The sequence below is a fragment of the Rhizobium mulingense genome (genome assembly GCF_029194105.1).
GTDB lineage: Bacteria > Pseudomonadota > Alphaproteobacteria > Rhizobiales > Rhizobiaceae > Rhizobium > Rhizobium mulingense.
The window spans coordinates 136,987-149,593 of sequence record NZ_JARFVE010000005.1; the positions used below are offsets into that span (position 1 = coordinate 136,987).

14 protein-coding genes are annotated in these 12,607 nt (G+C 54.1%); 6 read left to right on the plus strand and 8 right to left on the minus strand.

The features are described from left to right. Positions 1–50 precede the first annotated feature (50 nt). Positions 51–1,595: an RNA-directed DNA polymerase gene (locus tag PYR71_RS13350; protein WP_275619694.1), complete on the plus strand. Its 1,545-nt coding sequence runs from the start codon at positions 51–53 to the stop codon at positions 1,593–1,595. A gap of 23 nt (positions 1,596–1,618) precedes the next feature. Here the strand turns inward: PYR71_RS13350 and PYR71_RS13355 are convergent, their stop codons facing one another. From PYR71_RS13355 to PYR71_RS13375, 5 genes are all read right to left on the minus strand, one after another. Continuing rightward, positions 1,619–2,707 carry a HigA family addiction module antitoxin gene (locus tag PYR71_RS13355; protein WP_275619695.1) on the minus strand — a complete coding sequence of 363 codons (1,089 nt, stop codon included), beginning with the start codon at positions 2,705–2,707 and terminating at the stop codon, positions 1,619–1,621. A gap of 44 nt (positions 2,708–2,751) precedes the next feature. Next, the gene (locus PYR71_RS13360; RefSeq protein ID WP_275619696.1) at positions 2,752–3,084 is read right to left on the minus strand and encodes a type II toxin-antitoxin system RelE/ParE family toxin; all 333 of its coding nucleotides are present in this window, start codon (positions 3,082–3,084) and stop codon (positions 2,752–2,754) included. Positions 3,085–3,307: 223 nt separating this feature from the next. Beyond that, complete coding sequence (locus PYR71_RS13365) at positions 3,308–3,598, minus strand: hypothetical protein (RefSeq protein ID WP_275619697.1); 291 nt, start codon at positions 3,596–3,598, stop codon at positions 3,308–3,310. Between the two features lie 476 nt (positions 3,599–4,074). Beyond that, positions 4,075–4,641 (minus strand): hypothetical protein, encoded by a 567-nt coding sequence (locus PYR71_RS13370; protein ID WP_275619698.1) that lies wholly within the window; start codon positions 4,639–4,641, stop codon positions 4,075–4,077. A 106-nt stretch (positions 4,642–4,747) separates the two neighbouring features. Continuing rightward, positions 4,748–5,989: a PD-(D/E)XK nuclease family protein gene (locus tag PYR71_RS13375; RefSeq protein ID WP_275619699.1), complete on the minus strand. Its 1,242-nt coding sequence runs from the start codon at positions 5,987–5,989 to the stop codon at positions 4,748–4,750. A gap of 138 nt (positions 5,990–6,127) precedes the next feature. Between PYR71_RS13375 and PYR71_RS13380 the strand changes: the two genes are divergently transcribed. After that, the gene (locus tag PYR71_RS13380) at positions 6,128–7,120 is read left to right on the plus strand and encodes a site-specific integrase (protein WP_275619700.1); all 993 of its coding nucleotides are present in this window, start codon (positions 6,128–6,130) and stop codon (positions 7,118–7,120) included. 91 nt (positions 7,121–7,211) lie between these two features. After that, entirely contained in the window at positions 7,212–7,430 is a 219-nt protein-coding gene (locus PYR71_RS13385) for a hypothetical protein (protein ID WP_275619701.1), read from the plus strand. Between the two features lie 107 nt (positions 7,431–7,537). On the opposite strand, the gene PYR71_RS13390 is transcribed toward PYR71_RS13385, so the two are convergent. Beyond that, the gene (locus PYR71_RS13390; RefSeq protein WP_275619702.1) at positions 7,538–7,738 is read right to left on the minus strand and encodes a hypothetical protein; all 201 of its coding nucleotides are present in this window, start codon (positions 7,736–7,738) and stop codon (positions 7,538–7,540) included. Between the two features lie 1,199 nt (positions 7,739–8,937). Between PYR71_RS13390 and PYR71_RS13395 the strand changes: the two genes are divergently transcribed. Both PYR71_RS13395 and PYR71_RS13400 read left to right on the plus strand, forming a co-directional pair. Then, positions 8,938–9,534, plus strand: a complete 597-nt coding sequence (locus tag PYR71_RS13395) for a hypothetical protein (protein WP_275619703.1) — start codon at positions 8,938–8,940, stop codon at positions 9,532–9,534. Then, positions 9,531–9,755 (plus strand): hypothetical protein, encoded by a 225-nt coding sequence (locus tag PYR71_RS13400; RefSeq protein WP_275619704.1) that lies wholly within the window; start codon positions 9,531–9,533, stop codon positions 9,753–9,755. Before PYR71_RS13395 ends, PYR71_RS13400 begins: the two co-directional genes overlap by 4 nt. On the opposite strand, the gene PYR71_RS13405 is transcribed toward PYR71_RS13400, so the two are convergent. Next, complete coding sequence (locus PYR71_RS13405) at positions 9,752–10,042, minus strand: hypothetical protein (RefSeq protein ID WP_275619705.1); 291 nt, start codon at positions 10,040–10,042, stop codon at positions 9,752–9,754. The two genes, PYR71_RS13400 and PYR71_RS13405, sit on opposite strands and share 4 nt — an antisense overlap. Positions 10,043–10,246: 204 nt before the next feature. Between PYR71_RS13405 and PYR71_RS13410 the strand changes: the two genes are divergently transcribed. Further along, positions 10,247–10,831 (plus strand): recombinase family protein, encoded by a 585-nt coding sequence (locus PYR71_RS13410; protein WP_275619706.1) that lies wholly within the window; start codon positions 10,247–10,249, stop codon positions 10,829–10,831. Between the two features lie 997 nt (positions 10,832–11,828). On the opposite strand, the gene PYR71_RS13415 is transcribed toward PYR71_RS13410, so the two are convergent. Then, positions 11,829–12,572: an NYN domain-containing protein gene (locus tag PYR71_RS13415; RefSeq protein WP_275619707.1), complete on the minus strand. Its 744-nt coding sequence runs from the start codon at positions 12,570–12,572 to the stop codon at positions 11,829–11,831. Positions 12,573–12,607 lie beyond the last annotated feature (35 nt).

The following is a 12,607-nucleotide window of genomic DNA, read 5'->3' on the forward strand; positions in this document are numbered from 1 at the left end:
ACCGAGTCCGCTCTGTGCCAAACCTTGGCAACTTCACGGAGCAATTCTCAATGCCGCATCTTGACCGCCAGGCGCTGCTTTGGAGCCTTGAGCACATCACTGCGCACGGCGATACAGACATTTTCCCCTATCCCTTTGAGTTCGAGTTTTTGCGTGAGAGGAAAGAGGAGATAGTGAATGCTCTCGCGGCCGAGAACACAGTGACCTTTAGACCCCTCAGTTCTCTCGATTCGCTCGTCCCTAAGAGCCGTCATGGCTTCCGCGTTGCGCATCAGCTGTATCCAACAGACGCAATCTTCCTGCTAGCGGCTACCGCGTCTATTGGCGCGCAAATTGAAACTGCGCGTGGCCCGGCGGATGCGCGACCAGGTTTCTCGTATAGATACCAACCTGGCGACAACTTCAAAATGTTCGCGGATGATTGCCGTTACAGCAATTGGCTATGGACGCAATTTGGCCAGGTTCAATTTGCTGAAGAAGGCGACTTCACTTGCGTAATCGAGGCTGACATCTCCGATTTCTATCAAAGGATTTATCATCACCGTCTGGAAAACAATTTGAGAGAAGCTGCAGGAGAAACAACAGAAACACGAATGATCATGGCGTTTCTTCGCGACATCCGAGCAAGGCAGTCATTTGGGATACCGGTAGGCGGAAATGCTTCAAGGCTCCTTGCGGAACTAGCCCTTGTAGACATCGATAGAGCACTGGTCGGCGAAGGGTATCTGGTTTCACGGTATGTCGATGATTTCCGCATTTTTATCCGGACGGGGCAAGATCCGTATGATGCGTTGGCATTCCTCGCGGACAGCTTGTGGGCCGGCGAAGGGCTCTCATTAGCTACATCTAAAACGCGTGTAATTGCCTTTCAAACCTATCGTGAAGATCTTCAATTATTGAGTGGTGAAGATGCAGACCAAGCAGAGGCATCTGCAGTGGAGCACCTCCTTTATACGATTTACGAGTCGGAAGACAGCACGGAGCCTTTAGCCCAACTGGCTAACATTGACCTTGTCGCAACGATCTCCGAAGAGATTGAAAAGGAATTCTGGGATCTCGGCATGATCCGAGTGCTCCTCAGAGCTATGAAGTTGACCAGAGATCCGGCGTCTGTCCAATTCATCCGTGACAACTACGATCGTCTGATTCCCTTCGCAAAGGAGCTTATCTTACTCATGGAGGAGCTGAAGGTGGACGGTCAGATATCGTTCCAGGATATGGAAACATCTATCGTAGATCTGATCCTGAGCCCGGCAATTCGTCACCTTCACGTCACCAGGGCATGGCTTCTAGAGGTATTTGTTAGAGGCGTTATAGACATAGGAGCAGTGCAGGCGCGCCGACTGGAAGTTTTGAATCATACGCTGGATCAACGTGCCTTGTTTCGAATTAGAGCAAGGTTAGGCGAAATTCACTACTTTCGTCAGCGTAAGGCTCGTATTCACGAACTAACACCGTGGCTGCAGCCCGCCTTCTTATATTCTGCGGCATGCTTGCCGGCGGAAGAATATCGAACCTGGCTTGGCAATATTCGACTAAACCTAAATTTCCCCTTATCGTCGCTCTTTGTCGATTGGGCTCGCGCTCGCAGGTGAACTCTTATGACCAGGCCACGGAATTATTCGGCCCACTCAAATTTCACCTTAAGCCCGTTCAAGTTGCGGTAAGGGATAGCGCCACAGTGTTGAAGCATTCCAACCACTATGCCGGGGTGGATCTCAACTTGTTGGGCGAAGGCCTTTACTGCCATCTCAGATCGCGGATTGGTTTTCTTAAAAGCTGCGAACTTAGCTCTACCCACTAGCTTTTCTTCGGCCCAGGAATCAGCTTCGTTCTCTACTCCGTCGCCCTCGCCGCCCTTATCATCAGCGAACGCTCGTCCCTTATGAAGCGTTATGTGAGCGGCTTCATGGAAGAATGTCCACCAGAAGTGGTCATTACTCTTCATTCGCAGGGACATCTGAATGATTGCTCTGTCGCCCTCGAGCCATCGCGCGGAACCGAATAGGCAGGTCTTCGAAATTGGCTTCTCAAGCACCAACGCCACGCCAGCTCTACGGCATAGATCCACCATGCGGGGATAGAAAATCTTTGGTTCGCTCGTTGTGAGCTTACGGATTTCGAGCACAGCGTTCGCAAACTTTTCGGCGTCGAACGTCGGCAGATTCATCCCACGCGCCTTCTTCTCTCCGAGGAGCAGCCACGCAGCAACGTGATATTGGCTGGTCTCGAAGGCCTTAGATTGTCTATGATGGACAGCTAAATTTGCCCATCTGGCACCGAAAGCATGGGGGGTTCCGACGGCAAAGAACTCTAGCAGGGAACTAAGAAGTCGGCCGTTATCATTGGTCGCGGGCAGTGCACCCCGATCTTTAAGTTCCTTGATTGGGAACTTGGAAAGAACTTGATCCGCATCTGCCAGTGCCCGATTGTTTTCGGCCTTGGCTTCATGGAGATCCCACTTAGCCTGTAAACCCGTCCAGATGCTCGCCTTTAAACCAAGAACGCGTTCTAGTTTCAGTGCCGTGTCTGCCGTCACCGGGTTGGTGCCGTTGATAATAGTGCTGACATGCTTCGGGCTCATGTCCGCGAGCCTGGAAAATTCGGCTTGGGACCACCCGCGATCCTCAAGATACTCAGCAAGATGTTCGCCTGGATGAGTTGCCCAATCTGGCGCCCAGTCTTCCTTCTTCGCTACAGTAACCATCGCATAATCCCATCGCCATTCATTGCTTGAAAGGTCATATGGCATCAATGGTAGTCAACAATACCGCGAATCCGAATCGCGACAACGGCGGCACGGTCTATGCCACCGTCATCACGTATCGGGACCGGGTCATGATCCGGCTCAAAAATCAGCCGCCAGTTCCCAGTGATAGCTACCGCGAAACAACCAGTCCATTCGCCATCGAGCTGATGGCATCGATCTGGCGATTCAGTCGGGACCTCGCTAAAATTGTTTGCCTGTTCCAGCACTGCTAACCGCATTTTCAAGCGGCCGGCACGATCACCGTATGCCTTCCTTAACTCCTTGTCAGACTCCAGCTGACGTCGAAGTTTGCCACTCGCAAAATCGATTTTCATCAGCCTGCCCGTTACCCAATAAGTAATAGAATCGGAATCGTTACGCAATAGGTAACACAAGGCGACAATAGATTAAAGTTTACGATCCGCGGAGTGCCGGGTTATCCTTGGCGACTCAACAGGGGGCATCCTACGTGCGACAGCCGTAGAGATCATATGGCCGCAATCAGAAAGCTCAGAGCTCGCTGGCAAGCACAGGTTGTGTCGCAAACGCCCACTGATTCTATTGAGCCTTGTCTATTATCTCCTGACCCCTCTCGTTGAGAGTCTCGAACTTGTGCACGCCAGACAAGTTCGCAGCGCCACCAAAGATCACGATCACGCTAACGATGAATGTTGAGAACGCCTGCAGAGCGGTGCCATTGAAGAGCCACCACACAGTCGCGAGCCATGCGATCACGATGACGACGATCGCGATGACGAGATAGGGCAGGAAAGGGATTTGATCCCAGAGCGTGTAGAGCGGATAGAGGTATGCGAGTGCGACAACGATGGCGAGGATTACTTTGAACATGCAGAGAAGCTCCGGTGATAATGCGGCACGCATAACGCGCTCGCTTTAAGATATTCACCCAGAGTTGCTTAGACTTCTAGAGATGTCCGAGGAGGACAGCGCCATCGCTCTTTGGGTGGAACGGATACGTGCCGGGATAATCCTTGGCACCTCTTCAGGGGCATCCTACGCGTGACTTTCAATATCGGTTGGAGATCACATGGCGACGATCCGAAAGTTTAGAGGACGCTAGCAGGCAGAGGTCCGCCGGCGCGAATGAAGCCCACTCCAAATCCTTCGGCAACTTGACGCCGAGAAGTGGGCACGCGATCTTGAGCCCCCCAGACCTGCTACGACGTCACGAGCTCGTTCATCGGACAACGATTGGTCTCAGCCGGCAGGAAATCGCCCCGTTGTGCCCTAAGCGGCTGCACGATGCTCAGTCTACCATGTTGTATTAGAGCGCTAGTGCCCTAGTTGCCTCATCGAGCCGGGCACTACTCTGTTGGCCCGAGCCAATGCTCTTCGATTTTCCATAGAGCGCCATTGGTTACCAGCCGGATTTTGTCGATTGTATTCTCGTAATCATCCGAGCTAAAATTCGACCATCCCTTTGAGAATTGTTGACGCCAGAAGTCTGCATTTCCTCCAATATCCTTTGAGGCAAGGCTTGTCAGAAGCAACCGGTCGATCGGCGGATGGAGAGCATTGACCTTCGACTGAGTCTGGGAATCGGCGGCTTCTAGTCCCGCTCCGGAGAGAAACATAGATTTGAGATACACATTTATCAGTTTCGCAGCGACCCCATGCGTGAAGCGTTCCGGATCTATTTTCAGAACTCCGATTGCCGCATGGCACACAGCCGCACGTAGGGCTCTATGGGCCTTATCGAAATTATGTGATGGGAGATCGGCCCACTGCACGAACTTCGACAGCTCTGACCGCTCAATGATCAGTAGGCCCTCGCTTCTCGTGAAGCGACATTTCTTCGAAGCACGCGCGGCCGTTACCGCCGCCCAAGCCGCGAACCGCTTTCGATGAATATCGACGTCGTAGTGGGACAACTATGCAGATCTCCGGCAGATCGAGTTTGAAAGGTAAGAGCTGCTGCAGGAATTCGCCGGCTCTGACCTCTATCCCGAACTACGGAAAACGCCGGCTCCATTTTCTCTATGCGTGTGTCGAGATATTATAATCAGCAGCGTCCGAATTGGAGGGATCCCGAAAAGGCGCCAGAATGGGATTAAAGTGCTGAAACACATCCGCAGCGAAGGCTTCCAATGTCTTGGAGATCATTAAGGTGATATTCTCGACATCAATATCATCACTCTCATTCGCCTTGAAAAGATCACGTTTTGCGAGGCACATCCAATCTCTGCCTGCTCGCGCGGTTGGTCGATGAAGTCGATGCTTATCGAGAGCTGAAGCGTATTCCTCCCGCTCGCTGCCGACGCCAGGTCCCAAATACAGATAGGCGACTAGCTTCAGCCCTTCTCGCTTCAGTTCAAGCAAAATTAGTCGCTTCGACTCCGTCCACCTTGACGTCTTAAAGCCGCGAAGATTGTCCCATCCCTCAAACGCAAAGCGCATGATGCTGGCTTGATCGCCATCATTCAGAAGCCGCCGGCTGGGGCCGCTCATACGGATTGCAATTTCTTGTCGCTGGTCCCTAAGAGCTGCGAAGAGGTTTCCAACCGCATCCGGTCGATGGTCTGCCAAAAATGCCAGGGCTTCACTATGCCTCGACCAAAGTTTACGAGCTAGTTCGTTCAGTCTCTCGTCGTCCAAATGGTGTCTCCTGAGCATTCTGAGATAAGCTTGAAGTAAACGCGCTCCAGATACTTCCGTAGATATAATTGCGGTCTCGAGTGCCTGGGCCAGATCTGCGAGCTGCAAGGACGACCAGTGCGCGAGGTCATCAGGTTCCTCCTCGTTCTTCGTTAGAAAAATACAGACATGAGCCCACCCATTTGATTGCTTCCACGTGTCCTCTACAATCGCACGATAGCGTTTGAGCTGCTCTCTGCCTTGGGAAGACTCGATTTTCAGCTCGATTGGAATGATCAACTTCGCGGAGTGCAGAATTATAAGGAGATCGATGTTTCGCCACTCGCGGCGGATTTCTGCGTCCTGTAAATCGAGAAGGTGCACGTCCAAAGGTTTCAGGGCGGCGACATGCTCGCGCACAGAGACGTTTCTTGCGGCTGCGAGCAAGAAGTTTCGCAATATCTCCGTATTGAACCCGTGAGGGCGAAGAGGGTCAAGCAAGTAGGCGAGCAGGTTTCCGTGCCTTATCTCTGATCTTACCATCCCCAGCGCTTCGAACGGACAGAAGGTATCGAATTCCGACTCAAGCTGAATGAAGTCTCTATCGTCAACAATGAGCCGTTCGATCTGGTTTTCGATTTCCATCTACCACTCCGCGAATCTTTCTGGAAAGAACACTACAAACAAGTGGCGTTCGCAAGTCTCGAACTGGTGGTCGGGATAATCCTTGGCTCCCTTGCCGGGGCATCCTACGCAGGTCTTCAACAGCAACTGGAGGCCGGGATGGCGACGATTAGAAAACTACGAGGACGATGGCAAGCTCAAGTGCGTCGTCGTGGCATGAAGCCCCGGGCAAAGAGCTTTGACAGCAAAGCGGACGCGGAGAAGTGGGCCCGAGACCTTGAGACCCAGGTCGATCGTTTCGGCATGGCGCCGGATACGAAGATCCTTGAGACCACGACGCTCGGTCAGCTACTAGAGCGCTACCAGGCAGAGGTTTCGCCGACGAAACGTGGGTTCATGCAGGAGAGCCAGCGCATCGACGTTCTGCGCCGACACGATCTTTCCCATCGAACGCTAATAGGGCTTTCCCAGCAGGACGCGGCCTCATTCCGAGATGAGCGACTCCGCTCAGTAGCTCCATCTACCGCCGTTCGCGAGCTGGCAATACTTAGTCATGTCATTGAGGTCGCTATCCGCGATTGGGCATATCCGCTCAGTCGCAACGTCGTCAAGCTGGTTCGACGTCCCATCATTCGGAACGAGCGTAAGCGCCGCTTGGAGGGTGACGAGGAGCAGCGCCTGCTCGACGGGTGCGACGGTGGTAAGATCGCGTTTATGAAGACTTTGCTGATCGTCGCCATCGAGACAGGGATGCGCCGTAGCGAGATCCTCGGCTTGAAATGGAACGACGTCTCTCACAACCGTCGTGTCATCACGCTGGAAATGACTAAGAACGGGTCCGGTCGCGAGGTGCCGATGACGCAGCGTGCGTTCGATGCGCTTTCCTGGTGGAAGGAAAATGCGCCCGTAGATGAAGCTACGATCTTCCCTATCGCCCCAGGTTCTTTTGAACAGGTTTGGCGACGTCTTCTGAAGCGTGCAAACATCGTGGGACTGAGGTTTCACGATCTTCGCCATGAGGGGGTCAGCCGTTTATTTGAGCGAGGGCTGAATGTGATCGAAGTCAGTAGCATCTCGGGACACAAAGAGCTTAGAATGTTGAAGCGATATACACACCTGAGCGCTGATAACCTGGTAGCCCGTCTTTCCTGAACACGCCACCACTGCTCAGTCAGCCGCGATCGAAGTCCTAGAAAATAGCGTTCATGCTTTACATGATGCTGCCCGCTGGCTGAGCAATTCGGTGGTTGAACTACCCATCCTCCGGCTTGTCGACCGCGCCCTCGACTGGCCGCGCGCGATCGACCTTCGACCAGGTGCTGCTACTCGCAGAGCAATACGGCTGGAGCCGCACAGAGGCGGCCGCGGCCACCAGGAACTCGCCTTCAACCGGCTAGCCCTCGACGAAGAGAACCGCCTGGTCACGCTCGCTATAGCGCAGTGCTCCTTCGCCCGGCACTGACGCTCAATCTTTGCATGGGAAGGTATTCTTCAACGCCAGAGCCATAATCCACCCCACTGAGTAAGCGTCATTGCCGGCGAGATCCCGGCGATCATCCAAGAAACTCTTCAGAACCTGGGCGAGATGGTGCCGGTCATCGCGAAATTCTCAGGCGGGCAATAGACCTTTCCCAGGTGCTTGTTCTCGGCTAGCGCAGTCGCGCCTTCGACACCCATCCCCGCTCCCATAATGAGCGCGATGTATTCCGCATTATTGCTGTTGTCCACTAACTCCCTCACCGTGGGTTTGACAGCTTTATCCTCGCCCATGGCTACACCCGCACCGAGACTCAACAAGCCGGCGCAGCAAATCAATCTAATCACTCGCATTTAATCACCCCTCAAGCCCACGGCCTTTATGTTGACAGGCCGTCAATTCTGTCAACATAGCGCCTCTAAATCGACCGTTTCACCCCACTCTATGTTGACAGCTTTTCACCCCTTTTTGTCTAATGACCATCCTCACAAGGCTTTGATGTTGACGTAAGTTAACGCTACGTTGACAGAAATTACCCGATTTTCTGATTTTCCCTTTCTGTCAACATGACCAGGCAACCCGTGCTCACGCTATAGAACGAGGCTGTCGCGCGACGGCTTGAGCCGTATGTGCTCGATGATGATCGTTCGATCGGTCGAGCTTTGATCGCGCCGAGCTGTGCCCCTCAAAAGCATGCGCTCACAAGCCCATTTTCGCAGATCTTCGGCTAGCCAGTGGAAGAAACATAGTTGAATAGATGTCCGTCGATCGATCAAACACGACACGGCTTGCAACGACCGCTGAGGGAGCGCGCGTGATGTTTGAATGCCTCCTCCTCGACTGCTGTGCTTGCTGAGGAACGACGCCGGAACATTTGGCACCTTGGTCAACGCCGGGCAACTTTGCAAGAAACGCGCCGCGCCAGTGCTTTTGGGTCGGATAACAAGGGAGACTGCCCATGCCAGGCACGGTCGAGATAGGCCAAGCACATGCGGCCAGACGATGAGAGACGGGGCGACGAGCGAACGAGAGCCCGGCAGTCGCACAGCCGGTCGCTGGCTGCGACGATCGTTTCCCAATAGAGCAACTCGCGACAGACTCACGAAGCGCGCCGGTGACGATCCTCGAGTCAACCTGAGCATGCGGGCACCGTCTTGTCGCCGAGAAGGACTTTGACACCGAACGGTGTGGTTTAGAGTCAGCAAGAGAAAACGAAGATCAAGCCGGAGAGAGTTTGAATTCATCGGACGCCGGAAGGCGGCCGGCAAGCCCGAAGGGCGCGCAGGCGAGCGAAGCGAGCGTGACCTGCTTCTTCGTGTCCGAAATTCGGTCGTTGTTTCTCCATGTAAGAGATTACTAAAAGATAATATGTAAGTAATAGCACATATGGGAAAACAGCAAGTTTTCGGACGAATGCCTTCGATCACAAATCACGCATCCGGACCTCAAGCTGACTATTCATTCTTCAGAACAGCTAGAAAGGATGTTGACCTTGAATTACCTGACCTCAACGGAATCCGACGACGATCGTGATCAAAAGATCCAGCTCAATCTGATTGCCTATTACAGCGATGAACCAGGCGACGGTGGTGAAATTCGTTCACCGACGACCAATATCTCAGTTCTCGACGAACTCCTCGCTTCGATCGATGAGGATTCTTTGGAGCCCATCGAACGCATGTGCCCTCCGATGTCCGAAAGACTTCGAGAGAAAATTGCGGATAAGCTGCTGGAGATCGAGCAATATCGCAAGGACAATCGGGAGTCATACCTTGAAGCCAGGCGTAGGCAGGCTCGGCAGGATTACGCCAATGAGCGAGCTGCCGACGGACGACGTGTGCGTCCCTACCGGCGACATCCAGAACCTGCAGGAGAAAGCTCGTTCGACCGTGAGTTGCGTCTTCACAGGGAGGGTAGTCGTCGGCGCGCTGGGAAAGACAAGACCAACACTCGCTGTTATCTCCACTTGGCTGGCATGACTGAGGAGGAGAAGAAGGACCGCAAGCGTCAGCAGGACGCCGAATCAAAGAAGCGTCAACGTGCTGCGAAGAAGGCTCTGCAGAGAGTCGCTGAGGTCGCGGCACAATGAACACGGCGTTCGACGAAAGCTACATCTACTACCGGATCGGCGACGACGGCGAATGGGAGCAGTGTCGGACGACTGAGCTGCCGCCTCACCGGGCTGCCTGTCAGGCAGTGGACATGATTGCTGACGCTCTTGAACGAACCAAGGACATGTCGCCGGCTGAGCGCGAGATCGAGCTCGAACGGGTGCTTGAGTTAGTCGATCAGGTTAGCGCTTCGGTTTAGCCGTTCATCTTTTCCCTCGACTGTGCAAGCGAAGCGGCCAGGGCGGCCGCTTTTTTGCGAAGTTCATCTTTTCCCATCACTTCTTCGTCGGGGAGGCGCTTGTCGCTGGCGCCCTCCGCTGCCTGTGCTTTGTCCAACGGAGTGAGCGCCGCGATGACGATCAAGGCGATCAGGTTGAATAGGAAGCCGAGGACGAACCAGCCCAAGACGTCGCGACCTTTATTCGATGCGACGATGGCGCATGCGCCGCCGAAAATGACGCCGACGAATCCAATGATCAACAGCAATTTCATTTCTCCCTAACACGCACGCGTCGATGACCCGAGGGAACGAAAGGGAACCTTTGTCCGATAGACAATGGTCGTGAATGCTGATCCGGTCGCATCCTTTAGTTTCAATGTCTTCCGGTTCGGTCTCATTTTAAGCCAGACAGAGCGAAAAGGTTCCTTTATGTCAATGGTTTAAGCCCGTTGTCGTAGGATTGGATCTCAATGAAGTTGGTCGGATATGCCCGAGTCTCCACGGTTGAACAGAACCTCGATCTGCAGGTAAATGCTCTGAAGGCAACCGGGTGTGTGGAGATCGTCACAGATCAAGGCCTGTCCGGCGTAGACTATCAGCGCCCTGGGCTGCGCAGAGCGCTTCGGCACGTTGGGCGTGGTGACATGCTTGTCGTGTGGCGCCTGGATCGGCTTGGACGATCGTTGGTGGACCTCATCGAAATCGTAAACCGACTTCATAAACGTGGCTGTGAGTTTCGCTCGCTCACCGAGAGCATCGACACCTCCTCCTCCGGGGGCAGGCTAGTATTTCACATGCTTGGAGCAATGGCTGAATTTGAGCGGTCGATCATCAGCGAGCGGACGAAAGCAGGCATGGAAGCGGCCAGGGCTCGTGGCTCTCGAATTGGTCGACGCCCCGCATTGGATCAGCTGCAAATTGAACAGGCTTATGAGGCAGTTCATGCGCTTAGCGAGCCTGTCCACGTCGTCGCGTCTCGTTTCCATGTCCATCCAAAAACGTTGTCGCGCATACTCAGCCAACACAACAATAAGCTAGCAGCTTCTCTTCTTTGATCCCTGCGGAAATAGTCTTTCCCCCTGGAGATGATAGCAAATGTATCGTTTCTCCAGAGGGGATCCTGCGTCAGCAGTTGGGGAAGAGTTAAGACTTGTCAGGTCGCACCAGGTGGCTTCCATTTACCTGGTATTCACTCCGAATCCTGATCTTACGATCAAAGCGGTTACGCCCGAGGGCGCGCATTGCGCACGACACTACCACTATCGTCGCGCAACCAATGTTGTGGTGACTGCAAGCAGCATTCACAGAGCATTGTCTTTCGGCATCCTTTCCACGCTCGAGGCGTGCGGCGACAACCTAGGCAAGGCGTCCTACGTTCTCCGTAGGGGAGCGAATGCAAAGATCTTCCGATCGCTTCTGGAAAGCTTGGTGCCCGGTCAGGTTCCCGGTGCCGCCATTGATATTTGGGTCCAGTATGTTTGTGGGGTGACGCCCCACGACTTAGAATAGATCGTTTTGGGTCGCGTTTAGATGGAGTACGCCATGAATTTTGTTCGAACGGCCATTTGTTGCGGTTTTGTCACATATTGGCGGCTCGCAGAGAAAAAGGCGCACCGGCATCCACTTTTTTCGAAATCCCGCGAATCGGCGTCTATTCGGCAGGTATCTCAACTCCACAAAGAAAGGTCGCTCGAATGGCCCTCAGTCCCGCACTCCAGAAACTCGTCGAGAAAGGTGCAAGCAAGTATCGTTATGGCGAGGCATCGGATGACGCTGATGATTTCGATCTTGTCCCACCCGTAAAGATCAAATTCGAGATTGAGCTCTTTCCTGGTGAGACGCGGACGATTACGATCACAGCAGAATAATCTTCTCGGCACAGCGGAGTATGCTCCTGAGCTTCGGTTGGGCTCCCAGGTTGCTGAGCTGTCGTCAGTTGACCAGGAGACTCGCTGGCGCTTTTGGCACGTCTTATGCTGTGCAGCGACGTCAGATCAAACGAAGCGAGCCGGTGAGCGCCTATGAGCCAACCAGAAGCATCCCGTCCAGTGCTCAAGACTTCTTCTTTGGTCCTGGCTGCTTGACTCGGATCCGGAGGGGCTTGCCATCGAGCTGGTCGACGTCGAAGGCCCCGGTCTTTCGGAAAAGGTCGCTGAGCTTGCGGAACCCGTAGGTTCTCGGGTCGAAGTCCGACGCGAGGTTGGCAAGCTGAGTCCCCACGGCGCCGAGCAGCACCCAGCCATCCTCAGTCTCCATCTGGCCAATGACCTTCTTAATGATCGGTGTAGCAGCGCTCGGTGGCTGGAGCGACTTCGACGTGGTGCTTGCGTCGCTGCCGTTGCCCGCTGTGACCGGAAGTAGGTTCTCGGTGTAGATGAATCTACGGCATGCCTGCCGGAAACTCTCCGGCGTCTTCTGCTCACCAAACCCAAAGACGTCGACACCCTGCTCTCGGATACGTGCAGCCAACCGGGTAAAATCGCTGTCGGACGAGACGAGGCAGAACCCATCGAGCCGGCCGCTATGGAGAAGGTCCATCGCGTCGATGACGAGTGTGATGTCGGACGCGTTCTTCCCGGTTGTATAGGTAAACTGCTGCTGGGGGATTATCGCATGTCTGGCAAGAACTGCTGTCCAGGCCTTTGAACGAGCGTTCGCGAAGTCGCCATAGATCCGTCGAACGCTTGCCTCGCCGATCTTTGCGATCTCCTCGAAAAGGCCGTCAGCGATCTTGGCGGACGCATTGTCAGCGTCGATCAGGACGGCCCGGCGGGGAGAGCGAGTTTCAGTTGGCATACGCTCAGGCTCCTTGTTGCCCACGGCATGTTCGC

Coding starts and splice junctions, on each gene's coding strand:
- PYR71_RS13350 (WP_275619694.1), top strand. CDS start 51: ATGCCGCATCTTGACCGCCAGGCGCTGCTTTGGAGCCTTGAGCACATC.
- PYR71_RS13355 (WP_275619695.1), bottom strand. CDS start 2,707: ATGGTTACTGTAGCGAAGAAGGAAGACTGGGCGCCAGATTGGGCAACT.
- PYR71_RS13360 (WP_275619696.1), bottom strand. CDS start 3,084: ATGAAAATCGATTTTGCGAGTGGCAAACTTCGACGTCAGCTGGAGTCT.
- PYR71_RS13365 (WP_275619697.1), bottom strand. CDS start 3,598: ATGTTCAAAGTAATCCTCGCCATCGTTGTCGCACTCGCATACCTCTAT.
- PYR71_RS13375 (WP_275619699.1), bottom strand. CDS start 5,989: ATGGAAATCGAAAACCAGATCGAACGGCTCATTGTTGACGATAGAGAC.
- PYR71_RS13380 (WP_275619700.1), top strand. CDS start 6,128: ATGGCGACGATTAGAAAACTACGAGGACGATGGCAAGCTCAAGTGCGT.
- PYR71_RS13390 (WP_275619702.1), bottom strand. CDS start 7,738: ATGGGCGAGGATAAAGCTGTCAAACCCACGGTGAGGGAGTTAGTGGAC.
- PYR71_RS13400 (WP_275619704.1), top strand. CDS start 9,531: ATGAACACGGCGTTCGACGAAAGCTACATCTACTACCGGATCGGCGAC.
- PYR71_RS13410 (WP_275619706.1), top strand. CDS start 10,247: ATGAAGTTGGTCGGATATGCCCGAGTCTCCACGGTTGAACAGAACCTC.
- PYR71_RS13415 (WP_275619707.1), bottom strand. CDS start 12,572: ATGCCAACTGAAACTCGCTCTCCCCGCCGGGCCGTCCTGATCGACGCT.